We start from the raw sequence: 25,146 nt of genomic DNA, 5'->3' as shown, positions 1-25,146 counted from the left end.
CCCACGCATCAGTAACAGGAATGGTTATACCGCTGGGGGTGGGCTTGGTATAGTTTGCCGGTCATCAGAACAATATCAGGGAGCTGTAGAGATGCACGAATACCAATCGCTGAAAGTCGAGCAACACGGGGCCATCGCCCATGTGTTGATCAACCGTCCGGCCAAGGCCAATGCCATGGATGAAGCATTCTGGACCGAGATGGTCGACATATTCGATTGGGTCGACCGCACCGAGAGCGTCCGTGTCGCGGTTATCTCCGGCGCCGGTGACCATTTTTCCGCCGGAATCGATCTGGCCATGCTGGCCCAGGCGGCCGGCGAGATGACCCAGGATATTGGCCGCAACGCCGAGCGTATCCGTCGCAATGTGCTGCGCCTGCAAGCTGCTTTCAACGCTGTTGAAGAATGCCGCAAGCCGGTCATTGCTGCTGTACATGGCTATTGTATCGGTGGTGCGATAGATCTGATCAGCGCCTGCGACATGCGTTATGCTACTGCGAGCGCGCATTTCTCGATCAAGGAAATCGACATGGGCATGGCGGCGGATGTCGGCACGTTGCAGCGATTGCCCCATATTATTGGTGATGGCATGATGCGCGAACTGGCCTACACCGGTCGCGCGGTCTTCGGAGACGAGGCCCGGGAGATGGGGCTGGTAAACCGCGTCTATGCTGACCATGCCGCGCTGATCGAAGGCGTGATGGGTATTGCCGGCCAGATTGCCGCCAAGTCTCCGCTGGCCATTCGCGGGACCAAGGAAATGATTCGCTACAGCCGTGATCACAGCGTTGCAGACGGGTTGAACTATATCGCCACCTGGAACGCAGCCATGCTGCAATCGGAAGATCTCAAGCTGGCCATGACGGCACATATGAGCAGAAAACCAGCCGAGTTCGCCGATTGAGCGTGCCAGTCTGACTGCAGGGACGAAGGAGACTGAAGCGATGTTAACCGGTGCCACATCACTCGATCTTGTCAAGGATGAGCTGTTCGCCAGCATGGCTGGCGTCGAGGATCTGCTGCAGCAGTTCCTTGAGGAAAGACAAAACGGCAGCCTGCTGCAACAGGCCATTGAGGGGCTGCAGCAGCTGCGCGGTACGCTGAACCTGATTGAGCTGGATGGCGCAGCATTGCTGGCGGAAGAAATGATCGCCCTGGCGACGGATATTCCGGAGCACGAGGGCGAGGGAAGAAACGCCCCGCTATCCGCCTTGTGCAATGGCCTGTTCCTGCTTCAGCGCTATTTGCATCTGTGCCGCCAACAGGGTGTCGAGCAGCCCGAACTGCTGCTGCCGACCATCAACGACCTGCGCGCCCACCGGGCGGACGCGCCGCCCCTGGCGGAAAGTCATTTCTATCCCTTGGATGTGCAACGGTTGCCCGTGGCCCTGCGTGATGGATCGAAGGAGCCGCTGGATACCCGCACCTTTGCACGGTTGCGGCAGATGTACCAGTTGGGGCTGCTGGGTATGCTCCGGGATGAGCGGCCGGCGGCGGGCATCTCGTTGATGCAGCGCGCCCTGCAACGTATGGAAACCCGTCTGGATGATCGTACAGCGACCCTGTGCTGGGTTGCATCCGCCTCGCTGGAAGCAATGGATGCCGTGCCCCTGCAATTGACCGCGGAGCGCAAACGTCTGTACTCGCGGCTGGATCGCGAAATCAAGCGCCTGGCTTCTGGTCATTCCGCTTCGGACAGTGCATCGCTGCTGAAGGCGATGCTGTATCTGGTCGCCCTGGGCGATGCCGGCTGCGTGTTGTGCGAGGAAGTCCGCCGCGCCGTCAATCTGCCGGACCCCGGTTACAGCGAAGCGGCTCTGCAGCGTGCCTTCGATCGTCTGCAGGGCCCTGGTGCCGATGTAATGCGCTCGGTTGCCGAGGCGTTGCATGAGGAAATTGCCGCGGTCAAGGATCTGCTGGACCTGTTGGCACGCAACGCCGGCGATGCGGAGCAATCCCTCGAAACCCTGGATACTGCCCTGCAGCGGTTGTGGAAGACGCTGGATATGTTGGACCTGGCGGAGATTTCCGGCAAGATCCGGCATGCGGCACAGCAGTTGAGCGGCTGGCAGTCCGGCAACAGCGGGGTGCTGGAGCAGGTTGCCGACGCGGTACTGCATGCCGAGTTGACGGTGAACCGCCTGGAAAACGAGGGAGAAGCTCTGGGCGGGTTCGACGAAAGCCGCAATCCCGGTCCGGTCGAACTCAAGGAAGCGCATATCGTGCTAGTTGAGGAATCCCAGGCGGGACTGGCGCTGGCCAGACGGGCCATCACGGCCTACATCGAGTCGGGCAACGACCGCATGCACTTGCTGAACGTACCGGCGACACTGGAAACCGTGCGGGGCGGGTTGATCTTCCTGGGTATGACCCGGGCGTCGGATATCATTGGCAATGCCTCACGCTTCATTCGCAAGTCCATGCTGGAGCAGCAGGCTACACCGGACCCGCAGCAGTTGGAGGTGCTGGCCGATGCCCTGACCAGCATCGAATTCTATCTTGAGTCGGCGGAGCGCTCCTCGGTCGGTACAGGCGATGTCCTGGCCGTCGCCGAAGACAGCCTTGCCGAACTCGGCTACGGCGTCGGAGCCTGATTCCCGTGCAGAGATTCACCCGGTTTACTGCCTCCCTGACCACCGAAACGCATGCCGACGGCTGGGTGCTGATCCGTCATGAACAATCCTTTGCCATGTACCAGGGCAACCTGTTGCATGATCCGGATATGGCGCGTTACCTGGGCGATGCCGAATACCAGATGACCCTGGGGCTGGTGGATGACCGGCCATGCCAGTTGGTGCGCGTCAAGGAGCAGATCGATCTGCCTGGGCTGTCATGGCATGGTTTGCGCAGTCTGCTGGGGCAAGTCGATGATTCGACGTTCCGCCTGCTCGGCGTGGCTCAGCAACTGGATATCTGGCACGACACCCACCGTTTTTGTGGTCGCTGCGGTCAGCCAACCCAGGTGCGCCCGGACGAACGGGCGATGGAATGCAGCGGTTGTGGCAATCGCCAGTACCCCAAACTCGCGCCCTGCATCATCGTGCTGATCACCCGCGGCGAAGAAGTGCTGCTGGCGCGCTCGGCCAATTTCCGCGCCGGGTTCTTCAGCACCCTGGCTGGATTCATCGAGCCTGGCGAGTCGGCGGAGGAAGCGCTGCGCCGCGAGGTGATGGAGGAGGTCGGTGTTACCGTCGATCATATCGAATATCTCGGCAGCCAGAACTGGCCCTTTCCCAACTCGCTGATGTTGGGTTTCCATGCTTCCTATGTCGATGGTGAGATCGTACCGCAGCCCGGCGAGATCGAAGAAGCCCATTGGTGGAATATCCATCAACTGCCCGCCATACCGCCCCAGGGCACCATTTCCCGTTGGTTGATCGATTGTTATCTGGCACGGCTGGCCGGCCAGCCACAACCCCCCGTTCCGGCCTGAATGTGACAAGGAGTTCGCATGCAATACGCTGGTCTGGCAGTGCTGGTGGGATGCCTCGCGCTGCTGCTGTTATCGCTGATACTACGTTTTGGTTGGCGCCTGGATTGGCTGCTCGGCTGGCTCAAAGGCATGCTGCTGTTGGCATTGCTGGGCTGCTGCGCGGCGGTCGCGGTTATCGCTTGGGAACTGTATCAGTTCCGGCCGATTACCGACGGTGCCCAGATTGCCACACTGGAGCTGAATGAAAGTGCGCCCCAGCGGTTTGATGCAACCCTGCGAACGGCAGACGGGGTTCAGCAACTGCAATTGCAGGGTGACCTATGGGAGCTGGAGGTTCAGGTGTTGCGCTGGCAAGGACTGCTGCACGCGCTGGGGCTGGAAGATGGCTATCGCCTCGATCGCCTGAGCGGGCGCTATCTGGCGCTGGAGCAGCAAACAGAAGTCACTCCGACTCAGCCATTGCATGATACGCCGCGCTGGCGCGACGCTTGGTCCTGGCTGGATGGCGTCGACCTGGGCTGGCTGTATGCCGATGCCTTTGCCATTCGCTTCATGCCGGCGGCCGATGGTGCTCGTTATGCCATTGAGATCGGCACCACCGGTCTGTCGCCGGTGGCGATGAATCCCCAGGCCCTGACGGCGCTGAAGGGATTCGACTGAGCAAGCCGGCCCGCGAGGGCCGGCCAGGCATCAGGAGAGCATGCCACCGTCGACGTTGATCGCCGTGCCGGTGGTATAGCTGGACGCATCGCTCACCAGGTAGAGCACGGTGCCGGCCATCTCGCTCGGGTCCGCCGGGCGCGCCAGGGGAATGCGCTGCAGGGCGGGCTTCAAAATGCTGTCATTCTTCACCAGCGCCGACGCGAACTTGGTATCGGTCAGGCCCGGCAGCAGGGCGTTGCAACGGATACCGAACTGCGCACACTCCTTGGCGAACACCTTGGTCATGTTGATGACCGCCGCCTTGGTGATCGAGTAGATGCCCTGCATCATGCCCGGTACCAGGCCGTTGACCGAGGCGACGTTAAGAATGGCGCCGCCGCCGTTTTCGCGCATCAGCTTGCCAGCTTCAACCGACATGAAGAAGTAGCCGCGGATGTTCACGTCCACGGTTTTCTGGAAGGCGTCCAGATCGGTATCCAGCACATTGCCGAAGAAGGGGTTGGTGGCAGCATTGTTGACCAGGATATCCAGCTTGCCGAACTGGCTGCGAATGGCCTCGACGGTCGCCTTGATCTGCTCCATCTCACCGATATGACAGGCCATGGCGGTGGCTTTGCCACCCGCGGCAACGATGGCGTCGGCCACTTCCTGGCAGCCATCGATCTTGCGGCTGGAGACGATGACATGGGCACCTTGCTGGGCCAGCAGTTTGGCAATGGCTTCGCCGATGCCGCGGCTGGCGCCGGTTACCAGGGCAATTTTTCCGTCCAGGTCGAACAGTTGGGTTTTCTGCATCTGTCTTGTCCTTGTTGAGATAGGCATGATCGTTGGTCAATCTACTGCAGGGGCAAGAGGCTGCCAAGACGCAGTGTTACTTATCAGAAACCGTGTTGGCAGGGGATCGGTTGTGTCTATGGCGGCAAGTTGCGATTGGCTTACGGGGTGGATGAGCTATCAGCCGAGCGCGAAGTCATGAAGGCCAGCAAGGCCGCGACCACCAGCACTATTGCGCTGGCTAGGAAAGTGATGCGATAGCCGCTGACATCGAACAGCAGCCCACCAAAGGTCGAGCCCAGCGCGATCGACAGCTGAATCATCGCCACCATCAGCCCGCCGCCAGCTTCGGCATGGTTGGGCAGGGATCGGGCCAGCCACGACCACCAGCCGACTGGCGCAGCGGTCGCCACCAGCCCCCACAGGCCCAGCAACAAGAAGGCCATGGCCAGTGAGCCGCCCAAGGTGATCAGCGCCAGTGCAATTGCGGCCATCAACAGCGGAATGACAATCAGCGTGCGATACAGGCCGGTGCGCAAGATGCGGCTGATCAGCATGGTGCCGATAAGCCCACCGATGCCGATGGTCAGCAGAATCAGCGACAGGGTGGACACATCCACCTGGGTGACGGTTTCCAAAAACGGACGCATATAAGTGAACAGCACAAACTGGCCCATGAAGAAGCTGCCGACCGCCAGCATGCCCATTACCACCATAGGCTTCTTGAGAAGCTTGAACACATTACCGGTGGCGGTCGCACCTGGCTCGGCTTTCATTGATGGCAGGCTGATCCATTGCCAGACAAAGGCGATCAGCGCCACCGGCACCAGGCAGAAAAACGCACCGCGCCAGCCGATGATGCCGCCCAGATAACTACCCAGTGGCGCAGCCACCACCACCGCCAGTGCATTACCGCCATTGAAAATCGCCAGCGCCTTGGGCACCTGGTCAGTCGGCACCAGCCGCATCGCCACTGCCGCCGATAATGACCAGAACCCGCCGACAACCACACCGATCAACGCACGACCAATCATGTAAACCAGATAGTTTGGTGCCAGCCCGACGAGCAGGCCCGAAAGGCACATCAATCCGGTTAGCCCCAGCAGCAGGGTCTTGCGATTCATCGCGGCCGCCAGCCGGGAAATGATCAGGCTGGTCAATACTGCAAAAGCGCCGGAGATGGCGATGCCGTAGCCAGCCCAGCCTTCGCTGATCTGCAGGTCCGCAGCGATGGGCGTCAGCAGGCTGACCGGCATGAACTCCGAGGCGATCAGCGCAAAGACGCATAACGTCATCGCGAAAACACCGCTCCAATATGCGGTTTGCTTGTCGGTCTCCCGGCTGGCGGGCATATCCGATTCTTGAGTGACCATGAAGGCTTATGCCAGGTGTTCGGCAAAGAAGGTTGTCAGCTTGGCCCAGGGAATCAGGTTCGCTCGATCATACAGATCGACATGGCCGGCACCCGGCACCCAGACCAGCTCCTTCGGCCCGGTGGCCAGGCGATAGGCCTCCTCGCTGAACTCGCGGGAGTGCGCCTGATCTCCGCTGATGAACAGCAATGGACGCGGGGCAATCATCTCCAGATCGTTGAACGGATAGAAGTTCATGAATCGAGTCTCGCTGGTCAGCATGCGGTTCTGCGTCAGCTCAAGCGTTCTGCCTTGCGGAATATGGATGCCACGCGGGGTGCGGTAGAAGTCATGGAACTCCGCTGTTACCGGGTCGGCATTGGCAGGCAGCTGCACCGGTAGGTAATTCAGAAACTGCATTTCCCCGGTGGAGAATTCCTCATAGCGCTGTTCCGCTGCTTTTGCGAGCAGAGCCTTGCGTTGCGCCAGTGTTTGCGACTGCTTCAGCCCATGCCGGGTAACCGCGCCCATGTCATACATGCTGACGGTGGCAATGGCTTTCAGGCGAGGGTCGATCTTTGCCGCGCTGAGGGCAAAACCGCCGCTGCCGCATATGCCCAGTACGCCGATACGGTCACGATCAATGAAGTCTTGCGTTCCGAGATAATCAACGGCGGCACTGAAGGCCTCAGTAAACAGGTCAGGCGCGACCAGGTTGCGCGGTTGCCCCTGGCTTTCGCCCCAGAACGACAAGTCAATGGCGAGAGTGACGAAGCCCTGTTCTGCCAGTTTTTGCGCGTAGAGCATGGACGCTTGTTCCTTGACCGCCCCCATCGGGTGACCAACGATGACCGTCGGGGCGCGGCTATTGCGATCCAGGCCCTTGGGCGTAACGAGATTCCCCACCACTTGCATGCGGTATTGATTATTGAAGGTCACCTTCTGAATGGTCACCTTGCTGCTTTGATAGAAGTTGTCAGCGCCCGCGGGAGCATCCGGAGCACGCTGCGAACCCGCAGCGAAAGCGACGCCGCCGCTCAGGGAAAGCGCGCCCAGTGCAGCGACGCCCATGCCAGCAGCCTTCAAGAAATCACGGCGTTCGGAACCGCCAGCAACCAGTGCCTTTTCAATCTCGTGACCAGAATCGAATGTCGTGCTCATGGAGGGTATTCCTTGCAGGAGGAGGAGGGAGGATGGGCGGCGCTAATGCAATACTCCCAGGTGCTTGGGAGTGCGGATGGGAGCCGGACCTTTTATGCCAGCCATCCTGACGGATTGCGAAGGCTTTGATTAGTGGGTGTAATCTTCATGCAGCTGTGAGAAAGTCTCACAAATGAAAAACAGCAAAGTTAACGATCTGCAAGCCTTCATAGCCGTAGCCCAGAATCAGAGCTTTACCAAAGCGGCGGCTAGGCTGGGCGTTACCCCTTCCGCTCTGAGTCATACCATCAAGGGGCTGGAGGAGCGGCTGGGCATACGTCTGCTGGCGCGTACCACCCGCAACGTGGCGCCTACGGAAGCAGGTGAACGCTTGCTGCGCTCCATCGCGCCGCTGTTCGATCAGATCGCCATGGAAGTGGAAGCGCTGGGGGAGCTGCGAGACAAACCCTCCGGAACCATCCGGATCACTTGTACCGATGATCAGATCGAACTGTGCTTGAGGCCGATGCTGGCGGGATTTTTGAAGGATTATCCCGACATAACATTGGAGTTCTACGTCGATTATGGGTTTACCAATGTAGTTGAGCAGCGCTTCGACGCAGGCATTCGCCTCGGTGAAGCGATCAGCAAGGACATGATCGCCGCGCGCATCGGGCCTGACTGGCGACTGGCCGTGGTCGGATCTCCGGCGTACTTCGAGCAGCACCCGCTACCGGAGACGCCTTACGACCTGACCCACCATGCTTGTGTGAACATCCGACATCGGCCAACCGGTGCGGTTTACGCCTGGGAGTTTGAACATGACGGCAAGGAGTTTACCGTCAAGACCGAAGGGCAGTTGGTCTTCAACAGCATCGTGCATGTACTCAATGCCGCTGTGGACGGGATTGGCTTGGCTTACGTGCCGGAACAACTGGTCGCACCTTACCTGGCCGATGGCCGCCTTAAAGAAGTGCTGACTGACTGGTGCCCTTCTTTTCAGGGGTACCATCTGTATTACCCAAATAGACGGCAAACCTCTCCTGCATTCCTGGCGTTCGTCGAGGCACTGCGGTATCGCGGTTAGTAGGCAACGCACGGCTGGGATTGCTGAATTCGATTCATAGCCTCATCAAAATTGGGCCATCTAGTAAGCGTAATCTTCGCCTTTTATCATGCCAGTCGTTGCTTGAGCCAAACCGAAGGTCGCTTTTCCACAAGGCTGCCATGAACCGAATAACTGACAGCTGGGACTGTGATGAAGAAATTCTGGATTGGGTTATTGATCGTTCTCGCCACGATCGCCGTGGCACTGGTTATCGCCTGCTTTCTTTATTTGCGCCATCCACTCTTCGGCGAGTTACCGCAGGGCGAGCGGCTGGCGCGCATCGAAGCCTCACCCAACTATGTGAACGGTGCCTTTCAGAATCTAATGGATACGCCTTTTCTGACCGAGGGTGCGACCCAATTGTCGATTCAGATCGACAACTTCCGCGCTGAAAAGGGCACGCCCCGGCCTGAACAGGAGATTCCTACGGCCAAGACCGACCTGCATGCGCTGGACCCCAACGAGGATATTGCGGTGTGGTTGGGCCATTCCTCATGGTATGTACAGGTGGGTGGCAAGCGCCTGCTGATCGACCCGGTATTTAGCGATTATGCCGCACCGGTGCCGGGATTGATTGCCGCTTTCGCTGGCACCAACCTGTACTCCGCCGACGACATGCCGCCGATTGACGTGCTGCTGATCACCCACGACCACTATGATCACGTTGACTATCCGACCATCATGGCGCTCAAGCCACTGGTCAACCAGGTGGTGGCCGGGCTGGGGACAGGCGCACATTTCGAGTCCTGGGGTTATGACCCTGCCCGCATTCACGAGCTGGACTGGCACGATACCCATGAAGTCGATGATCTGCTTATCCACGCCACACCGGCCCGGCATTATTCAGGGCGCACCTTTACCCGCAACCAGTCGCTGTGGGTGGGTTTTGTCCTGGAAACGCCCCTGCAGCGACTGTTCTTCAGTGGCGACTCAGGCTATGGCGATCACTTTACCGATATCGGCCAACGCTACGGCCCCTTTGAGTGGGTGACCCTCGACAGCGGCCAATATGATCCGCGCTGGGCGTACCTGCACATGAACCCGGAGCAGGCTGCCCAGGCGGCTAGCGACCTGGGCACGGACGCGTTAACGCCAGCCCATGTGGGCCGCTTCACCCTGGCTCCCCATGATTGGCATGACCCTTTCGAGCGGCTGACCGACGCCAGTGAAGACCAGCGCTACGAGCTATGGACACCAATGATCGGGCAGGCAGTTTATTTCGATGGCCGGGCACAGGCGTTCGAATCGTGGTGGCAGACAGAGAGCGAGGGGCAATAATGACCAAGCCAAAAATCACTATCCACTTTACCCATTACAGAAAGCCCGAGCTGAACTTGGACGCGGCAGAGATAGCGCCCTGAGATACAGAGTAAAGAAGGGCGACTGACGGCGCGTCACTTGGCGAGCAATGCTGGACATAAAAAAACCGGAGCCTGGCTCCGGTTTTTTGTCTTGCTGCTCGATCAGACCGGGAACAGCTCGCCCAGCTTCAGCGCCAGCATCATGTCGCCTTCGGCGCGCAGCTTGCCGCCCATGAAGGCCTGCATGCCGTCGGTCTCGCCGGTGATAACGCCGTTCAGCGTTTCGGAGTCCATGATCAGGGTGACGTTCGGGTCTTCCGCATCGCCCTGCTGGACATCACAGGTGCCGTCCTTGATCACGGCGTAGAAATTGGAATCATCCTCGATGTTGAATTGGAAAACGAGATCCAGGCCAGCAGCGGCAGCCGGATTGAACTTGCCTTCCATGTTATTGATGATGTCAGCAACGGTAGTCATGGATTCTTCCTTTATCGGATGTTTCATAGGGGCAACGGCAATCGTTGCAACGCAGGGTTGTGCAACTCGTCAGAGGGTAGGGTGGCTCAGGGAAGCTGTCAACAAGAATCATACGATCGTTTGAATCATGCCGGGGACGGTCTGTCTACCGCATCGGCTGATCCTGTATGCTTGAGGTAGTCCTGAAACCGAATCGACTGGAGACACCTGTGGAGTGGATTGCCGAGTTTGGAATGTTTGCCGCCAAAGCGCTGACGGTATTGCTGGCGGTCGTGTTCGTGCTGCTGTTGATTGCCTCGCTTAAAGGGCGGCAGCGCAAGGGCGAGGGCGCCCTGACCGTGACCCGATTGAACGATCAACTGGCCCGCATGACCGAGCGTCTGGGCCAGGCTGTCCTGGACAAGCCGGCATTCAAGGCGCTACAGAAGACCCGCAAGCAGGAACAGAAAGCGCGTGCCAAGCACAGCGCCGAACGCGACAAGGTCTTCGTGCTGAATTTCCATGGTGATATCAAAGCCAGTGCGCTGGAGAATCTGCGCCACGAGGTCACTGCCGTACTGGAGCTGGCAACGCCCCAGGACGAGGTGATCGTCAAGCTGGAGAGTGGTGGCGGCATGGTGCATGCCTACGGTCTGGCCGCCGCGCAACTGACCCGGATTCGGGAAGCCGGTGTACCCCTGACTGTCTGCGTCGACAAGGTCGCCGCGAGCGGTGGGTACATGATGGCCTGCATCGCCGACCGTATTCTGGTGGCGCCCTTTGCCATGCTCGGCTCCATCGGCGTGGTCGCGCAATTGCCCAACTTCCACCGGGTGTTGAAGAAGCACGATGTGGATTATGAAATGCTCACCGCGGGCGAGTACAAGCGCACGCTGACTCTGTTCGGTGAAAACACCGAGAAGGGGCGGGAGAAATTTCAGGAAGATCTGGAAAACATCCACTACCTGTTCAAGCGCTTCGTCAGCCGTTACCGCTCGGTGTTGGATGTCGATGCCGTGGCCACCGGCGAAGTCTGGTTCGGCACCGAGGCGCTGGAGCGCGGCCTGGCCGATGAGGTCAACACCAGCGATGACTATATCAACCGGCGCATCCGCCAGGCCGATGTATTCGAAGTGCATTTCGCCCGACCCAAACGGCTGCAGGATCGCCTCAGTTCCAGTATGTCCACTGCGTTGGACCGATTGGTGCTGACCTGGGTCTCACGTTTTCATAATCAGCGTTTCTGGTAGGAGTCCGTCATGTCCGAATTCAAGGCATTGCTGGTAACTGAAGAGCAGGGACAATTTGTACCCCAGGTGGTGACAAGGCAGCTGGATGAGCTGCCAGCCGGGGAAGTATTGATCCGCGTGCGCTGGTCCTCCCTCAACTTCAAGGACGCCATGTCCGCCAGCGGCAATCGCGGCATTACCCGCAACTATCCGCATACCCCCGGCATTGATGCCGCCGGCGTGGTGGAAGCCAGTTCGGCAGCCGAACTGGCCGTTGGCGACGAGGTGATCGTCACCGGGTACGACCTGGGCATGAATACGCCCGGCGGCTTCGGTCAGTACATCCGGGTACCCGCTGCCTGGGTCCTGAAGCGTCCCGTTGGCTTGAGTTTGCGCGAGAGCATGGTGCTCGGCACCGCTGGCCTGACCGCGGCGCTCTGTATCGACAAGCTGGAGCGTGCTGGGCTCGTGCCTGGTGCGGGTCCGGTATTGGTGACAGGGGCAACCGGCGGCGTCGGCAGCATCGCCGTGGCCATGCTGGCCCAGCTGGGCCATGAAGTGGTGGCCGTCACCGGCAAGGCTGATCAGGCCGATTTCCTGCAGCGCCTGGGCGCCGCTCGGGTGCTCGATCGGGCGGAGCTGCAAGCCGGCACAGCCAAGGTCATGTTGCCCGAGCAATGGGCCGGTGCGGTGGACACCGTGGGCGGCGATATCCTGTTCAATGTGGTCAAGTCCCTGCGCTACGATGCCAGCGTCGCCTGCTGTGGCCTGACTGCTGGTGTCCAGTTCCAGGCCAGTGTGCTCCCTTTCATCCTGCGCAGCGTCAACCTGCTGGGTGTGGACTCGGTGGAACAGCCGCTGGTGGTGAAAGCCTCCATGTGGGATCGGCTGTCACTGCAATGGAAGACCGACCTCACACAGCTGGAGCAGGAAATCACCCTGGATGAACTGCCGGGATTTATCAAAACCATTCTGGCCGGCGGCATGGTCGGTCGCGCAGTGGTCAACCTCGACTGAGGGCCAATGAGTACGCTGGATCTGTTTCACCAGGCGCAGCCGGGGCAGCGCATAGCGATGGGCGCGCAGGCATTCGTCCTGCCCGGCTTCGCCGAGCGCTGGCTTGACCAGTTGCTCCCCGCGCTGGAAGCCATCCAGCGCCAGGCTCCCTTCCGGCAGATGACCACCAAAGGCGGGCGGCGCATGTCAGTGCAAACCACTGCCTGCGGCAAGCTCGGCTGGATTTCCAACGAACACGGCTACCGCTATAGCCCCATCGACCCGAACAGCGGCCAACCCTGGCCGGCCATGCCGGACTGCCTACTGGAACTGGCCCAACGCGCTGCCAGTGAAGCCGGCTTCAACCAGTTCAACCCAGACACCTGCCTGATCAACCGCTACCTCCCCGGCGCCCGTATGGGCCTGCATCAGGACAAGGACGAATGCGACTTCAGCGCACCCATCGTCTCGATCTCCCTGGGCATGCCAGCCACCTTCCTGTTTGGCGGCTTCAAACGCTCGGACCGACCCGCCAGAACAATCCTGAATCACGGCGACGTAGCCGTCTGGGGAGGGGTAGATAGGATGCGCTTTCATGGGGTGCTGCCGCTGGCAGACATACCGCATCCGCAGTTGGGGAGTCAGCGGATTAATCTGACGTTGCGTAAGGCGGGTTGAAGTTTATCCGGCTTTCTCGATTAATCTTTCACTGTCGTTACGGATCTGAAGCCATAACGAGGTGTCTACCATGGGATCAATACCGGATACGTCTTAATCACTATTAGGCTTCAGTGGAGACTGTGCATGTTTCGACCTTACCTTTTGATTGTTTTCGGCGCAGTGGCACTCAGTGGCTGTAGCGCGTATGGCAACTCCTAAGGTGACTACCCCCGCCGTTATCCATACTTGGAACACTCGTCGCCAATTCCCAAGGGGCACCTGCCGCCGCCTGGTGAATGTCGTATCTGGTTTCATGATCGTCCTGACGGACAGCAACCACCGCCTGGCAACTGTTATGAGCTGGAGCGGCGTGTTCCGTTCGGCGCGAGTCTGATCCGCGGATGAGGTCTGCCAACTCGGGTGGCTGAAGCTCGCATTCACCGTAACGCGTGGGGTCTGATCACTGTTATGCAGCTTAGGAGTTGTCGATGCCAGTAGAAATTCGCCAACTTGCGCCGAATGACGTCGGCCTGATGGTGGCCTTGTCGACATGCTTCGGCGAAGCATTCAAAGACATTCCCACCTATACTAAAAAGCGCCCAAGTGCAGACTATCTGAAAGGTTTGCTCAGCGGTGATTCCTTTCTGGCGCTGGTAGCGCTAGAAGGCACAGATGTTGTCGGTGGACTTGCAGCATACGAACTGAAAAAGTTCGAGCAAGAGCGCAGTGAGATCTATATATACGACCTTGCCGTATCATCGGGGCACCGGAGAAAGGGAATAGCTACGGCTTTGATTGAGACGCTAAGAGTGCTGGCGGCTGATCGAGGCGCCTATGTAATTTTCGTTCAGGCTGATACCGGCGTTGAAGACGAGCCGGCAATCGCGCTATACACCAAGCTTGGGCTGCGGGAAGAAGTTCTACACTTTGATATTTCAGTCGAGTCCGGCGATGGAACTGCATAACAAAGCGCATCAATTCACTCCTGTTGGCGCCGGATGTCAGCTTCGCCGCCGCCGTTGTACGTGGCGTTAGCGGCCGGCGCTCCTACGTCGCAATGAATGAGGTTTTGAGCTTGTCAGACCAGAGTATCAATGACTTCTTTCAGGGTAGAAGTGTCTCAAAGCGGCTCTTCAACGCTATTTCGCGCGAGGTGGATCAGCTGGGAGATGCAACGGTTCGAGTCTCAAAAAGCCAGATTGCATTTCGTAGAAAGAGAAATTTTGCGTTGGTATGGATTCCAGGGCAGTACCTCAAGAGTCCCTTTACCGCGCCACTCGTTCTTACGCTATCCTTCTCGCATCCGGATAGCTCCTCGCGTTGGAAGGAGGTCACAGCGGTTGGGCCGAAGCGCTTTACACATCACTTGGAGTTGTACCGAGAAAATGAAATCGACGAGCAAGTCCGCCGTTGGTTGCGGAATGCTTGGGAAAGCGCCGTGTAGTTTCTAGTTTGAAGCGAAATAGGAGTATCCGCTCATTGTCCAAGTTGAAGTGCAACAGGAGTATTCACCCTAACAAGGCGTTCCAAAGGCACGCAATCGCCGTGTCACACCTTTTGCAAAGAACGCAAAAGCGGCGCCACGGTAACCGCTTTTCCGCCGCGCTGCGGGACATGTGCCAAGCGTTATGCGCAGAATGGAGGAATGAATGTCCCAGAAATTGTTTTTCCCTGTTATTGAAACCAAGCGATTAATACTTAAGCCTTTGATAATTGATGACTCGGAGAGCCTGCTGAAGATTTTCTCTGACCCTGAGGTTATGCGGTATTGGAATACTGCGGCTTGGGCAGAAATCAAGGACTCTCTTGGCTTCATCAATGAGAGCAACGACTCAATGCAGCGTCAAGAAGCGCTTATACTTGGCGTGTATCTGAAGTCTACGGGTGAGTTGGTTGGCAAATGCATGTTGTTCAGCTACGACAAAGAATCAAAACGTGCCGAGATCGGTTTTGGTTTGGGTCGTTCTTGTTGGGGACAGGGTTACATTAGTGAGGCAGGAGAAGCGTTAGTACAGTATGGGTTCAACTCATTAGGTCTTCGGCGAATTGAAGCAGAGATCGATCCAGACAACCTGTCTTCCGCGAAAGCGCTAGAAAAGCTCGGTTTTTCCCGAGAAGGTCTACTAAGACAGCGTTGGGAGGTCAATGGAGTCGTCTCTGATTCGGCGATGTATGGGCGACTGGTAAGTGACCATTCAACACAGCATCACCAAACAACGCATGCGACAAGCACGCGATAGCAGCGGCGTTAGGGTGAAATGAACCATCGATTCGTAATCACCGGCGGTCCCGGTGGTGGCAAAACCACGACGCTGAGTGCCCTGGCGGAGCGTGGGTATCACGTCGTGCCGGAGTCGGCCCGTAGGATAATCAAGGAACGGTTGGCGGCAGGGCTAACACCTCGGCCAGATCCGGACTCTTTCGCCCTGGAGATCCTGCGTTCGGATATTGATAAATATCGGGAAACAGGTGCCTACGACCATACCGTGTTCTTTGATCGTGGGGTGCTAGACGCGCTGTACATGCTTGATGCGGAGAGCGCGTTAACGCGTCATGAAATTTCGCATTACGTTCAGCAGTTTCCATACAACGGCGTTGTGTTTTTGCTTCCTCCATGGCAAGAAATCTACGCTACAGACTCAGAGCGCGACCAAGACCTTGAGGAGTCCGTAAGGGTTTTTGAAGGTATGAGAAAGTGGTATTCGGAATGGGGTTACGAGATGGTAGAAGTCCCACGCGGCAAAGTTGATGAGCGTGTATCGTTCATCCTGCAGCGTGTAAATAACCCCTAACCAGGCGCTGTTGTCGTGTCTCGGCGGGCTGCTTGCCTCAAACGTTGTATCCGTGTAAGCGGAGGGCATGCGTCTTGATTTAACATGGGATCAAGGTTTCAGGAATCAAGGGAAATTGACTGATGAAACGATGCTTTCAACAAATCGATGTCTTCGGGGCAAAGCCGTTTCTTGGAAATCCACTTGCTGTTGTGCTGGATGCCGAAGGGCTATCCACCGAGGAGATGCAGCGTATTACGCGCTGGATGAACCTGTCTGAGACGGCGTTTATTTTGCCGCCTCGTGATGCGTCGGCCGACTATCGGGTTCGCATCTTCACATTGACGCACGAGTTGCCATTCGCGGGGCATCCGACGCTTGGTAGCTGTCACGCTTGGCTCAGTTCCGGAATCCAGCCGAAGCAGCAGGATCTGATTGTTCAGGAATGCGGAGCCGGCCTGGTATCGATCAAACGGGCCGCCGAAGGACTGGCTTTTGCTGCACCACCGCTTTTGCGTTCGGGACAGGTCGATGCTGCCTATACAGAACAGCTGGCTGCTGTCTTGGGTATTGATCGCAGCCAGATTGTCGATACCGCGTGGGCTGACAACGGGCCAGGGTGGGTTGGGGTATTGCTTGAGGATGCGGCTACCGTTCTGGCCATCGAGGCGGATTTCAGCCGCTACTCCGGCAGCGAGAGTCTGGATATTGGCCTTGTTGGTCCTTATCCGCAGGGCTCGGAGTGTGCCTTCGAGGTGCGCGCACTTTTCAGGAACCAGCAGGGCGCCATGGTAGAAGATCCCGTGACGGGCAGCCTCAACGCCTCACTCGCTGAATGGCTCATCGCAACCGGGCGTGCGACTGCACCGTATCTTGTGAGTCAGGGAACACGGCTTGGGTGTGAAGGCCGACTTAGTATCCAACAAAGCGCAGATGATACGGTTTGGGTGGGAGGAGCCACTGTGACCTGCGTTGCCGGTGAAATTCAGATATAGGTGAGCATCATCCGGGGGGACCTGCCGAGTACTTCCAGGTCATTATCTTCGGCGGCGCACTCCCTGTTGGAGAGGTTGCATACCATGCTTCGTTCGAGGCCACGAAGTAAGCTCAACCTTTTGGAATGCAGTAATGATGCTGATATTTCGCTGAGGCGCTTGTCTCGTGAGGGGGCGGGTGTGATGTGGCTGTAATGGACAGGCAAACAAAAACCGGACGCTGATGCGTCCGGTTTTTTATCTGATCAGCGTCGCCGAAACAATGGCAGCGGTTGGTCAGTGGCCGCCTGATAAACCTCGGAGAAGTCGTTCAGGCTGGCTAGTGCAGCATGCGGATCATGGTCTTCACGCAGGGCGTAGGCGTCGAAGCCACAGCGGTGCATGAAGAACAGCTGGTCACGCAGTACGTCACCAATGGCACGCAGTTCGCCCTGGTAGCCGTAGCGGTCGCGCAGCAGCCGTGCGTTGGAGTAGTTGCGGCCGTCACTGAAGACCGGGAAGTTCAGCGCGATAACCGCAAAATGCTCCAGGCCATCAGCAATGCTTTCGGCTTCTTCATCGGCATCCAGCCACACACCCAGGCGGCCATCCCGTGCTTTCAGGGCATGGGCGTGTTCCAGCCACATGGCCAGCGGCACGATGATGTCGCCGGAGTTGGTCAGCTGTTCCAGGCTGGCATCCTTGGTCAGCATTTCCCAGGTGTCCGGAACGACTTGGTTGCCCTTAATTATCTGCTGCATACACGCGCTCCTTGAACGGGGCCATACCAATGCGCTCGTAGGTATCGATGAAGCGCTCCTCCGGGGTGCGATTCTCGATATAAACGTCGATCAGCTTCTGCACCACAGTGGGCATCTGGACCGCGGCGAAGGAGGGGCCGAGGATTTTGCCGATGGCCGCATCACGGCCGGACTTGCCACCCAGCGATACCTGGTAGAACTCCTCACCTTTCTTGTCCACACCGAGAATGCCGATATGGCCAACGTGGTGGTGGCCACAGGCGTTCATGCAGCCGGAAATGTTCAGCTCCAGGTCACCGATGTCATACAGGTAGTCGAGATTGTCGAACTGGGCCTGGATGGACTCGGCAATCGGAATCGACTTGGCGTTGGCCAGCGAGCAGAAGTCGCCGCCAGGGCAGCAGATCATGTCCGACAGCAGGCCGATGTTCGGCGTGGCGAAGCCCACGGCGCGGCACTTCTGCCACAGCTCGTACAGATCCTTCTGCTGCACGTAAGGCAGTACCAGATTCTGATAGTGAGTGGAGCGAATCTCCCCCTGGCTGTACTGCTCGGCCAGGTCGGCGGCGGCCTCAAGTTGCTCGGCGGTGATATCACCAGGCGCCACGGCATTGGGTTTCAGCGACAGGGTTACGGCGGCATAGCCGGCAGCACGGTGCGGATGCACATTGCGGCTGGCCCAATTGGCAAAGCCCTTGTCACTGTGGCGCTTGTCCAGGTAGCTGGCATCATCACCTGCGAAGCTTTCCAGCTGCGGGCTGACGAAGTATTTGCTTACCCGTTGCAGTTCGCTGTCAGTCACGGTGGCGGTGCCATCCTTGAGGTTCAACCACTCGGCTTCGACCTTCTCGGCGAAGACTTCGGGGGTGAGCGCCTTGACCAGAATCTTGATACGGGCCTTGAACTTGTTGTCCCGACGACCATAGCGGTTATAGACACGCAGGATAGCTTCCAGGTAGGTCAGCAGATGTTGCCAGGGCAGGTAGGCGCGAATCTCGGCGCCGACCATTGGCGTACGCCCCAGGCCGCCGCCAACCAGCACCTGAAAGCCCAGCTCACCAGCCTCGTTGCGTACGGCGTTCAGGCCGATATCATGTACGCCGATAGCCGCGCGGTCTTCTTTCGCGCCGTTGATGGCGATCTTGAACTTGCGCGGCAGGAAGGCGAACTCGGGGTGGAAAGTCGACCACTGGCGGACGATCTCGCACCAGGGGCGCGGGTCGATCAGCTCGTCTGCGGCGACACCGGCAAACTGGTCGGTGGTGGTGTTACGTATACAGTTGCCGCTGGTCTGGATGGCGTGCATCTGTACCGATGCCAGCTCCTGGAGAATGTCCGGTACTTCTTCCAGGTTTGGCCAGTTCAGCTGAATATTCTGGCGCGTGGTGACGTGCGCATAACCCTTGTCATAGCGACGGGTGATGTATGCCAGTTTGCGCAGGCGCTCGGATGACAGGACCCCATAGGGCACCGCGATGCGCAGCATCGGAGCGTAACGCTGGATGTACAAGCCGTTCTGCAGGCGCAGGGGCAGGAATTCCGCTTCGGAGAACTCGCCAGCGAGGTAGCGGCGTACCTGATCGCGGAACTGCTTGGCGCGGTCCTCGACGATGCGTTGATCATACTCGTCGTAAATATACATTCTGACAACCTGTTGTAGGGCACTCTGTTGCCCGTGACTACGGAAGCACAACCCGGCATGGCCCAGGAAGCGCGGAGACGATATCAGTTTTTCTTTATGCTTAAAAGGAATGTTTATTTATATGCTTAGATCGAATAACGGAGTCCAATCCCGCTGTTACTTGTGCATTTGCGCGGGGTGGGCTTAACTGTACCGGCAGAACATTCCCATTTCAAAAACAAGAGGAATACCCGTATGGACGACCATGAAACCCACACCGGCGGTGACGAAAACAGTGGCCTCGATGCCTTTGCGGCAGTGGCGCTGATCCTGATCGCTGTGGCGACTGCGGTGTTCTGGGTCAGCCAACACTAGGCTGCCCTGTCACGAGCCGGCGATACGGGTCACCAGCATCACGATACCCACCAGCGCCAGGATGAACACCAGCATGAAGCCAAGCCCGAAGAAGATGAAGTGGCTTGGCTTGCCGTGGCTGAAGTCCCGCTCCCTGGCCTTGTTACTCTGAACCCCGAGGGCACCGAACAGGATGGTGCTGATCATGTCCCGCCGGCGCATCCGTGGCGGGGCGTTCCTGTCATCATTCTTTTTATCGGTCATCGCTGTCTCGCCTGTTGGATCAGATCCGGATATCAGCCCAGTGTTTGCGTTGCCACATTATGGCAAAGATAACAGAAGTCATGACCCTATACAGGCTCTGCAACAACCACACCGCGAGTAATCCACCGCCAAGAATGGGGCCGGCGAGGTAGGCGCAGGGCAGGAATATCAACCATTGGCTGCCGAGGTTCACGCTCATCACCGTCCGGCTGGCACCGGCCCCCAGTAGCGCCTGGGTCAACACCAGGGCGACGGCGTCCAGGGTCATGCCCAGTCCGGTAATGCGTAATGGCCAGGTGCCCAGGGCGATCAATTCCGGGTCTCGAGTAAATGCCTGCAGTATCAGTTCAGGCACCAACCAGAAGGGCAGGCCCATGATGAACAGCGTGATTACCGCCACTCGCACCACATCCCAACCCCAGCGGTAGGCTTCCTCTGGGCGCTGCTCGCCGAGGCTGTGACTGACCAGCGTGGTGGCCGCCATACCCAGGCCGACGCCGGGCAGGATCAACAGCAGCGCCAGGTTGACCAGCACATGGCCGATGGCAAGTTCTGCGGTACCGATCTGGCCAATGATCCAGAACAGGGCCGTGACGCCGGTGGCGAAGAAGAACTGCTGCAGGGAATTGGGCAGGGACAGGCGCAGCATGAAGCGAATGTCCGTCAGGCTCGGCAGGCTGCGCATGAAGCCATGGCGGCGGCCGGTGTGCCAGGTCAGCAGGAAGTACATCCCGGTGCCCAGGAACATGGCGATGGTGGTGCCCAGGCCAGAACCGGCAGCGCCCATTTCCGGCAGGCCGAAATGACCGAAGATCAACCCATAACTGATGACCACGTTGAACAGGTGCATGACCACCAGGATCTGCAGATAGCGCCCGGTCTGGCGGATACCATTCCAATAGCCGCGATAGGCGAAGTTGCAGCCCACGGCGATGACCGCCAGGGTGCGCCACTGGAAATACTCGCTGCCGATGGCGATGACATCTGCGTCCTTGCTGAGCAGAGCGATGATCTGCTCAGCATTGAACCAGCACAACAGCATCAGTGGCAGGGATAGCAGGGCGGCGATGAACAGCCCATGATTGAGTGGTGCGGCGATCGCTTCGTTGCGGCCTTCACCGCGTCGACGGGCCACGGTGGCCTGAACTCCCACGCCAAGCCCCATGACCAGTGCGATGATCATGAAATTGGCGTAGCCGCCCAGTCCGACACCCGCCAGCGCCGCTTCACCCAGGGAGCCGACCATGGCGGCATCCACCAGATTCAGCACACTCTGGCTGAGCATGCCGCCCACGATTGGCAAGCCCAGCAGAGTAATATTCTTGAAACGGTCCCGGCTGGGCAGTAGCTGGATTCGACGCTTACCCAATATCAGACGTCATAGCCGAGGTTCGGCATCAGCCAGCGCTCAGTGATGTCGAGGTCCTGCCCCTTGCGCTTGCTGTAGCTTTCCACCTGATCCTTGTCGATCTTGCCAACGGCGAAGTACTGCGCCTTGGGATGGGCGAAGTACCAGCCGCTGACCGCTGCGGTCGGGAACATGGCGTAGTGCTCGGTGAGCGTTACGCCGCTGTTGTTCTCGGGGTCGAGGAGTTCGAACAGCGTGCCTTTTTCGGTGTGATCCGGGCAGGCAGGATAGCCGGGGGCAGGGCGGATGCCCTTGTATTGCTCCTTGATCAGTTCTTCGTTGCTCAGATTCTCTTCCGGGTCATAGCCCCAGTACTCGCGGCGCACCCGCTGGTGCAGCCATTCTGCACAGGCTTCGGCCAGACGGTCAGCCAGCGCCTTGACCATGATCGAGTTGTAATCGTCGCCGGCCTCTTGGTAAGCCTTGGCCACTTCCTCGGCGCCGATGCCGGCGGTAGTGATGAAGCCGCCGACATAATCGGTGACGCCGCTGTCCTTCGGCGCGACGAAATCGGCCAGGCAGAAGTTCGGCTTGCCGTCGGTCTTGACTGTCTGCTGGCGCAGGTGGAACAGCCGACTGATCGGCTGGCCCTGTTCGTCATACAGTTCGATATCGTCATGGTCGATCTGGTTGGCCGGCCAGAAGCCGAACACCGCCTTGGCGCGGATCAGCTTCTCGTCGATCAGCTTGCGCAGGATGGCCTGGGCGTCGTTGAACAGCGAGGTGGCTGCTTCACCGACGACCTCATCCTCGAGAATGCGCGGGTATTTGCCTGCCAGGTTCCAGGAGATGAAGAAGGGCGTCCAGTCGATGTACTGCTCCAGCACCCGCAGATCGATGTCTTCCAGCACCTTGCGGCCAAGGAAACTTGGCTGTACCGGCGCATGCTCCGTCCAGTCGAACTGCGGAGCAGCGGCCAGGGCCTTCTCGTAGCTCAGACGCTCGGTACGCGCTGCGCGGTTGGCGGTACGTTCGCGGATCATCGCGTACTCGTCGCGGGTCTTCTGCGCGTAGTCCGGCTTCAGCTCCTTGGATAGCAGAGTGGTCGCCACGCCCACCGCACGGGAGGCGTCGGTGACATAGACCACCGCATCGTTCTTGTAATGCGGGTCGATCTTCACTGCGGTGTGCGCCTTGGAGGTGGTGGCGCCGCCGATCATCAGTGGCAGGTGGAAATCCTGGCGCTGCATTTCCCGGGCGACATGGACCATCTCGTCCAGCGAGGGGGTGATCAGGCCGGACAGGCCGATGATGTCGCACTTCTCTTCAATGGCGGTCTTGAGGATCTTGTCCGCGGGTACCATCACGCCCAGGTCGACGATGTCGTAGCCGTTACAGCCGAGCACGACGGCAACGATGTTCTTGCCGATATCGTGTACGTCACCTTTTACCGTGGCCATGAGAATCTTGCCCTTGGCCTCGGGCTTGTCGCCTTTCTCCTCTTCGATGAAGGGGATCAGGTGCGCTACGGCCTGCTTCATCACCCGGGCGGATTTGACCACCTGGGGCAGGAACATCTTGCCCGAGCCGAACAGGTCGCCGACCACGTTCATGCCGGACATCAGCGGGCCTTCGATGACCTCAATCGGTCGCGTGGCTTGCTGGCGGGCTTCTTCGGTATCCTCGACGATGAAGGCGGTGATGCCTTTGACCAGCGCATGCTCCAGCCGCTTGTCCACCGGCAGGCTGCGCCATTCCTCGTTCTCGACCTCTTTCACCGTGCCGTCGCCGCGATAGTCCTCCGCGATGTTCAGCAGGGCCTCGGTGGCGCCGGGGTGGCGGTTGAGGATCACATCCTCGACCTTGTTACGCAGGTCCAGCGGAATCTGATCATAGATTTCCAGCTGGCCGGCGTTGACGATTCCCATGGTCAGGCCGTTCTGGATGGCGTAGTACAGGAATACCGAGTGGATCGCCTCGCGCACCGGATTGTTACCGCGGAACGAGAAGGACACGTTGGACACGCCACCGGAGGTCAACGCATGGGGCAGGTGGTCGCGGATGTAGGCGCAGGCCTCGATAAAGTCCACCGCGTAGTTGTTGTGCTCCTCGATACCCGTGGCCACGGCGAAGATGTTCGGATCGAAAATGATATCTTCTGGCGGAAAGCCGACTTCGTTAACGAGTATGTCGTAGGAGCGCTTGCAGATTTCCTGTTTGCGTGCTGCGGTATCGGCCTGGCCAGCTTCGTCAAAGGCCATCACCACCACAGCGGCGCCATAGCGTTTGCACAGGCGCGCGTGCTCACGGAACTGCTCTTCGCCTTCCTTCATGGAGATGGAGTTGACGATGCCCTTGCCCTGGATGCACTTGAGACCGGCTTCGATGATGTCCCACTTGGAAGAGTCGAGCATGATCGGCACCCGGGAGATGTCCGGCTCGCCCGCGATCAGATTGAGGAAGGTCACCATGGCCTTCTTCGAATCCAGCATGCCCTCGTCCATATTGATGTCGATGACCTGGGCGCCGGCTTCCACCTGCTGCAACGCGACTTCCAGCGCTTCGGTGTAATTGTCCTCGCGGATCAACCGGGCGAACTTGGCGCTACCGGTGATGTTGGTACGCTCACCGACGTTGACGAACAATGAGTTGCGATCGATCGTGAAGGGCTCCAGGCCCGACAGGCGGCAAGCCTTGGGGATATCCGGGATCTGCCGACGAGCGATATGCTTGACCGCTTCGGCGATGGCGCGGATATGTTCGGGCGTGGTGCCGCAGCAGCCACCGACGATGTTGACGAAGCCGGACTCGGCAAACTCGGCCACCAGCTCGGCGGTCTGTGCGGCGGTTTCGTCGTATTCCCCGAAGGCGTTGGGCAAGCCGGCGTTGGGGTGCGCGGAGACGTAGGTGTCAGCCTTGGCGGACAGCTCTTCCAGGTAGGGGCGCAGTTCTTTTGCGCCCAGCGCACAGTTCAGGCCGATGGAGATCGGCTTGGCGTGGCGCACCGAGTTCCAGAAGGCTTCAGTGGTCTGGCCGGAGAGCGTGCGGCCGGAAGCATCGGTAATGGTGCCGGAGATCATGATCGGCAGCTCCACACCCAGCTCCTCGAATACGCCTTGCACGGCGAAGATAGCCGCCTTGGCGTTGAGCGTGTCGAAGATGGTCTCGATCATGATCAGATCAGCGCCGCCTTCGATCAGGCCACGAGTAGCCTCGCTGTAGTTTTCCACCAGCGCATCGAAAGTGATATTGCGGTAACCCGGGTTGTTGACGTCAGGTGACAGGGAGCAGGTGCGGCTGGTTGGCCCCAGTACGCCGGCAACGAAGCGCGGCTTGTCCGGGGTCTCAGCGGTCTTCTCATCACAAACCCGGCGGGCAATTCGAGCGCCTTCCAGGTTCAACTCGTAGGCGAGCTCTTCCATGCCGTAGTCGGCCTGGGAAACCCGGGTGGAGTTGAAGGTGTTGGTTTCGATGATGTCCGAGCCGGCGTCCAGATAGGCGCGCTCGATATCGGCAATCACATCCGGGCGCGACAGGATCAGCAGGTCGTTATTGCCTTTCAGATCCCGATGCCAATCGGCGAAGCGTTCACCACGAAAATCGGCTTCTTCGAGTTTGAAGCTCTGAATCATGGTGCCCATACCACCGTCGAGAATCAGAATGCGCTGGCGCAAAGCATCATTCAGAGCGGCCAGGCGGGTGGTCAGGTCAGACATGAAGACTCCGGAACAGGGTAGATAAAGCCAACCAGTCTACCAGAAGGTCGCGGAGCACTGAATGAAAGGAACTCAAGGGCATCTTTCATTTGATTCAAGCAGATAGTCATATCCGGGCTGGCACTGAGCAGCGCCCGACTGCCTGGATGGGGGCTTTGTGAATAATAACCAAGTAAAACAGTGGGACTTTATTCGCGGCCGGGTATCCCGTACACTATGTCGCAT

At 58.7% G+C, this 25,146-nt stretch carries 23 protein-coding genes; 14 read left to right on the top strand and 9 right to left on the bottom strand.

Annotated elements, in window-relative coordinates; genetic code table 11:
• Nucleotides 1–91: 91 nt before the first annotated feature.
• From DHB74_RS06540 to DHB74_RS06525, 4 genes are read left to right on the top strand one after another with little or no spacing between them, the layout of a single operon-like run.
• On the top strand, nucleotides 92–904 hold the full coding sequence (locus tag DHB74_RS06540; RefSeq protein ID WP_036992313.1) for a crotonase/enoyl-CoA hydratase family protein: 813 nt from the start codon (nucleotides 92–94) through the stop codon (nucleotides 902–904).
• A gap of 40 nt (nucleotides 905–944) precedes the next feature.
• Nucleotides 945–2,594 (top strand): FimL-related protein, encoded by a 1,650-nt coding sequence (locus DHB74_RS06535; RefSeq protein WP_499161045.1) that lies wholly within the window; start codon nucleotides 945–947, stop codon nucleotides 2,592–2,594.
• 5 nt (nucleotides 2,595–2,599) lie between these two features.
• Complete coding sequence (nudC, locus tag DHB74_RS06530; RefSeq protein WP_074779853.1) at nucleotides 2,600–3,433, top strand: NAD(+) diphosphatase; 834 nt, start codon at nucleotides 2,600–2,602, stop codon at nucleotides 3,431–3,433.
• Between the two features lie 18 nt (nucleotides 3,434–3,451).
• Nucleotides 3,452–4,093, top strand: coding sequence for a hypothetical protein (locus DHB74_RS06525; RefSeq protein WP_136869884.1), 642 nt, complete (start codon nucleotides 3,452–3,454; stop codon nucleotides 4,091–4,093).
• A 30-nt stretch (nucleotides 4,094–4,123) separates the two neighbouring features.
• Here DHB74_RS06525 and DHB74_RS06520 read toward each other — a convergent pair whose 3' ends face one another.
• The 3 genes from DHB74_RS06520 to DHB74_RS06510 form a co-directional block, all read right to left on the bottom strand.
• The gene (locus tag DHB74_RS06520) at nucleotides 4,124–4,891 is read right to left on the bottom strand and encodes an SDR family oxidoreductase (RefSeq protein WP_036992307.1); all 768 of its coding nucleotides are present in this window, start codon (nucleotides 4,889–4,891) and stop codon (nucleotides 4,124–4,126) included.
• Between the two features lie 140 nt (nucleotides 4,892–5,031).
• Nucleotides 5,032–6,243 carry an MFS transporter gene (locus DHB74_RS06515; RefSeq protein ID WP_036992305.1) on the bottom strand — a complete coding sequence of 404 codons (1,212 nt, stop codon included), beginning with the start codon at nucleotides 6,241–6,243 and terminating at the stop codon, nucleotides 5,032–5,034.
• A 6-nt stretch (nucleotides 6,244–6,249) separates the two neighbouring features.
• Nucleotides 6,250–7,383 (bottom strand): alpha/beta fold hydrolase, encoded by a 1,134-nt coding sequence (locus DHB74_RS06510; RefSeq protein ID WP_136869886.1) that lies wholly within the window; start codon nucleotides 7,381–7,383, stop codon nucleotides 6,250–6,252.
• Between the two features lie 172 nt (nucleotides 7,384–7,555).
• On the opposite strand from DHB74_RS06510, the gene DHB74_RS06505 reads away from it, so the two are divergent.
• Together DHB74_RS06505 and DHB74_RS06500 are read left to right on the top strand one after the other, a co-directional pair.
• A complete protein-coding gene (locus DHB74_RS06505; RefSeq protein WP_036992304.1) occupies nucleotides 7,556–8,449 on the top strand; it encodes a LysR family transcriptional regulator in 894 nt (297 codons plus the stop codon).
• A 171-nt stretch (nucleotides 8,450–8,620) separates the two neighbouring features.
• Entirely contained in the window at nucleotides 8,621–9,748 is a 1,128-nt protein-coding gene (locus tag DHB74_RS06500; RefSeq protein WP_036992303.1) for an MBL fold metallo-hydrolase, read from the top strand.
• A 185-nt stretch (nucleotides 9,749–9,933) separates the two neighbouring features.
• Here DHB74_RS06500 and DHB74_RS06495 read toward each other — a convergent pair whose 3' ends face one another.
• Nucleotides 9,934–10,248, bottom strand: coding sequence for an SCP2 sterol-binding domain-containing protein (locus tag DHB74_RS06495; protein WP_074779849.1), 315 nt, complete (start codon nucleotides 10,246–10,248; stop codon nucleotides 9,934–9,936).
• A 209-nt stretch (nucleotides 10,249–10,457) separates the two neighbouring features.
• Here DHB74_RS06495 and sohB point away from each other — a divergent pair, with 209 nt between their 5' ends.
• From sohB to DHB74_RS06455, 8 genes are all read left to right on the top strand, one after another.
• Complete coding sequence (sohB, locus tag DHB74_RS06490; RefSeq protein ID WP_036992300.1) at nucleotides 10,458–11,477, top strand: protease SohB; 1,020 nt, start codon at nucleotides 10,458–10,460, stop codon at nucleotides 11,475–11,477.
• A gap of 9 nt (nucleotides 11,478–11,486) precedes the next feature.
• Nucleotides 11,487–12,473, top strand: a complete 987-nt coding sequence (locus tag DHB74_RS06485) for a YhdH/YhfP family quinone oxidoreductase (protein ID WP_136869887.1) — start codon at nucleotides 11,487–11,489, stop codon at nucleotides 12,471–12,473.
• A gap of 6 nt (nucleotides 12,474–12,479) precedes the next feature.
• Nucleotides 12,480–13,130 (top strand): DNA oxidative demethylase AlkB, encoded by a 651-nt coding sequence (alkB, locus tag DHB74_RS06480; protein WP_136869888.1) that lies wholly within the window; start codon nucleotides 12,480–12,482, stop codon nucleotides 13,128–13,130.
• A 470-nt stretch (nucleotides 13,131–13,600) separates the two neighbouring features.
• Nucleotides 13,601–14,077 (top strand): AAC(3)-I family aminoglycoside N-acetyltransferase, encoded by a 477-nt coding sequence (locus tag DHB74_RS06475; RefSeq protein ID WP_036992297.1) that lies wholly within the window; start codon nucleotides 13,601–13,603, stop codon nucleotides 14,075–14,077.
• A 92-nt stretch (nucleotides 14,078–14,169) separates the two neighbouring features.
• The gene (locus DHB74_RS06470; protein WP_412917664.1) at nucleotides 14,170–14,556 is read left to right on the top strand and encodes a DUF5655 domain-containing protein; all 387 of its coding nucleotides are present in this window, start codon (nucleotides 14,170–14,172) and stop codon (nucleotides 14,554–14,556) included.
• Nucleotides 14,557–14,761: 205 nt separating this feature from the next.
• Nucleotides 14,762–15,352, top strand: coding sequence for a GNAT family N-acetyltransferase (locus tag DHB74_RS06465; RefSeq protein ID WP_136869889.1), 591 nt, complete (start codon nucleotides 14,762–14,764; stop codon nucleotides 15,350–15,352).
• 18 nt (nucleotides 15,353–15,370) lie between these two features.
• Nucleotides 15,371–15,904, top strand: a complete 534-nt coding sequence (locus tag DHB74_RS06460) for an AAA family ATPase (protein WP_136869890.1) — start codon at nucleotides 15,371–15,373, stop codon at nucleotides 15,902–15,904.
• A gap of 122 nt (nucleotides 15,905–16,026) precedes the next feature.
• On the top strand, nucleotides 16,027–16,878 hold the full coding sequence (locus DHB74_RS06455) for a PhzF family phenazine biosynthesis protein (protein WP_136869891.1): 852 nt from the start codon (nucleotides 16,027–16,029) through the stop codon (nucleotides 16,876–16,878).
• 245 nt (nucleotides 16,879–17,123) lie between these two features.
• Here DHB74_RS06455 and DHB74_RS06450 read toward each other — a convergent pair whose 3' ends face one another.
• The 5 genes from DHB74_RS06450 to metH form a co-directional block, all read right to left on the bottom strand.
• Nucleotides 17,124–17,618 (bottom strand): DUF934 domain-containing protein, encoded by a 495-nt coding sequence (locus tag DHB74_RS06450; RefSeq protein ID WP_036992294.1) that lies wholly within the window; start codon nucleotides 17,616–17,618, stop codon nucleotides 17,124–17,126.
• Nucleotides 17,602–19,260, bottom strand: a complete 1,659-nt coding sequence (locus tag DHB74_RS06445) for a nitrite/sulfite reductase (RefSeq protein ID WP_036992293.1) — start codon at nucleotides 19,258–19,260, stop codon at nucleotides 17,602–17,604. The genes DHB74_RS06450 and DHB74_RS06445 overlap by 17 nt, the downstream gene beginning before the upstream one ends.
• Before the next feature lie 363 nt (nucleotides 19,261–19,623).
• Nucleotides 19,624–19,857, bottom strand: a complete 234-nt coding sequence (locus DHB74_RS06440; RefSeq protein WP_036992292.1) for a DUF2970 domain-containing protein — start codon at nucleotides 19,855–19,857, stop codon at nucleotides 19,624–19,626.
• Nucleotides 19,858–19,876: 19 nt separating this feature from the next.
• Nucleotides 19,877–21,226: an MATE family efflux transporter gene (locus DHB74_RS06435; protein ID WP_235833949.1), complete on the bottom strand. Its 1,350-nt coding sequence runs from the start codon at nucleotides 21,224–21,226 to the stop codon at nucleotides 19,877–19,879.
• A 2-nt stretch (nucleotides 21,227–21,228) separates the two neighbouring features.
• Complete coding sequence (gene metH / locus DHB74_RS06430) at nucleotides 21,229–24,921, bottom strand: methionine synthase (RefSeq protein ID WP_136869892.1); 3,693 nt, start codon at nucleotides 24,919–24,921, stop codon at nucleotides 21,229–21,231.
• Nucleotides 24,922–25,146 lie beyond the last annotated feature (225 nt).

The sequence above is a fragment of the Pseudomonas sp. G11-1 genome, from assembly GCF_024031555.1.
GTDB lineage: Bacteria > Pseudomonadota > Gammaproteobacteria > Pseudomonadales > Pseudomonadaceae > Halopseudomonas > Halopseudomonas bauzanensis.
The sequence above is the reverse complement of the archived record's forward strand: the minus strand, read 5'-3'. Positions and strand labels throughout refer to the sequence as shown.

Coding starts and splice junctions, on each gene's coding strand:
- DHB74_RS06540 (WP_036992313.1), top strand. CDS start 92: ATGCACGAATACCAATCGCTGAAAGTCGAGCAACACGGGGCCATCGCC.
- DHB74_RS06535 (WP_499161045.1), top strand. CDS start 945: ATGTTAACCGGTGCCACATCACTCGATCTTGTCAAGGATGAGCTGTTC.
- DHB74_RS06525 (WP_136869884.1), top strand. CDS start 3,452: ATGCAATACGCTGGTCTGGCAGTGCTGGTGGGATGCCTCGCGCTGCTG.
- DHB74_RS06520 (WP_036992307.1), bottom strand. CDS start 4,891: ATGCAGAAAACCCAACTGTTCGACCTGGACGGAAAAATTGCCCTGGTA.
- DHB74_RS06515 (WP_036992305.1), bottom strand. CDS start 6,243: ATGGTCACTCAAGAATCGGATATGCCCGCCAGCCGGGAGACCGACAAG.
- DHB74_RS06510 (WP_136869886.1), bottom strand. CDS start 7,383: ATGAGCACGACATTCGATTCTGGTCACGAGATTGAAAAGGCACTGGTT.
- DHB74_RS06505 (WP_036992304.1), top strand. CDS start 7,556: ATGAAAAACAGCAAAGTTAACGATCTGCAAGCCTTCATAGCCGTAGCC.
- DHB74_RS06500 (WP_036992303.1), top strand. CDS start 8,621: ATGAAGAAATTCTGGATTGGGTTATTGATCGTTCTCGCCACGATCGCC.
- DHB74_RS06495 (WP_074779849.1), bottom strand. CDS start 10,248: ATGACTACCGTTGCTGACATCATCAATAACATGGAAGGCAAGTTCAAT.
- DHB74_RS06485 (WP_136869887.1), top strand. CDS start 11,487: ATGTCCGAATTCAAGGCATTGCTGGTAACTGAAGAGCAGGGACAATTT.
- alkB (WP_136869888.1), top strand. CDS start 12,480: ATGAGTACGCTGGATCTGTTTCACCAGGCGCAGCCGGGGCAGCGCATA.
- DHB74_RS06475 (WP_036992297.1), top strand. CDS start 13,601: ATGCCAGTAGAAATTCGCCAACTTGCGCCGAATGACGTCGGCCTGATG.
- DHB74_RS06470 (WP_412917664.1), top strand. CDS start 14,170: ATGAATGAGGTTTTGAGCTTGTCAGACCAGAGTATCAATGACTTCTTT.
- DHB74_RS06465 (WP_136869889.1), top strand. CDS start 14,762: ATGTCCCAGAAATTGTTTTTCCCTGTTATTGAAACCAAGCGATTAATA.
- DHB74_RS06460 (WP_136869890.1), top strand. CDS start 15,371: ATGAACCATCGATTCGTAATCACCGGCGGTCCCGGTGGTGGCAAAACC.
- DHB74_RS06455 (WP_136869891.1), top strand. CDS start 16,027: ATGAAACGATGCTTTCAACAAATCGATGTCTTCGGGGCAAAGCCGTTT.
- DHB74_RS06450 (WP_036992294.1), bottom strand. CDS start 17,618: ATGCAGCAGATAATTAAGGGCAACCAAGTCGTTCCGGACACCTGGGAA.
- DHB74_RS06445 (WP_036992293.1), bottom strand. CDS start 19,260: ATGTATATTTACGACGAGTATGATCAACGCATCGTCGAGGACCGCGCC.
- DHB74_RS06440 (WP_036992292.1), bottom strand. CDS start 19,857: ATGACCGATAAAAAGAATGATGACAGGAACGCCCCGCCACGGATGCGC.
- metH (WP_136869892.1), bottom strand. CDS start 24,921: ATGTCTGACCTGACCACCCGCCTGGCCGCTCTGAATGATGCTTTGCGC.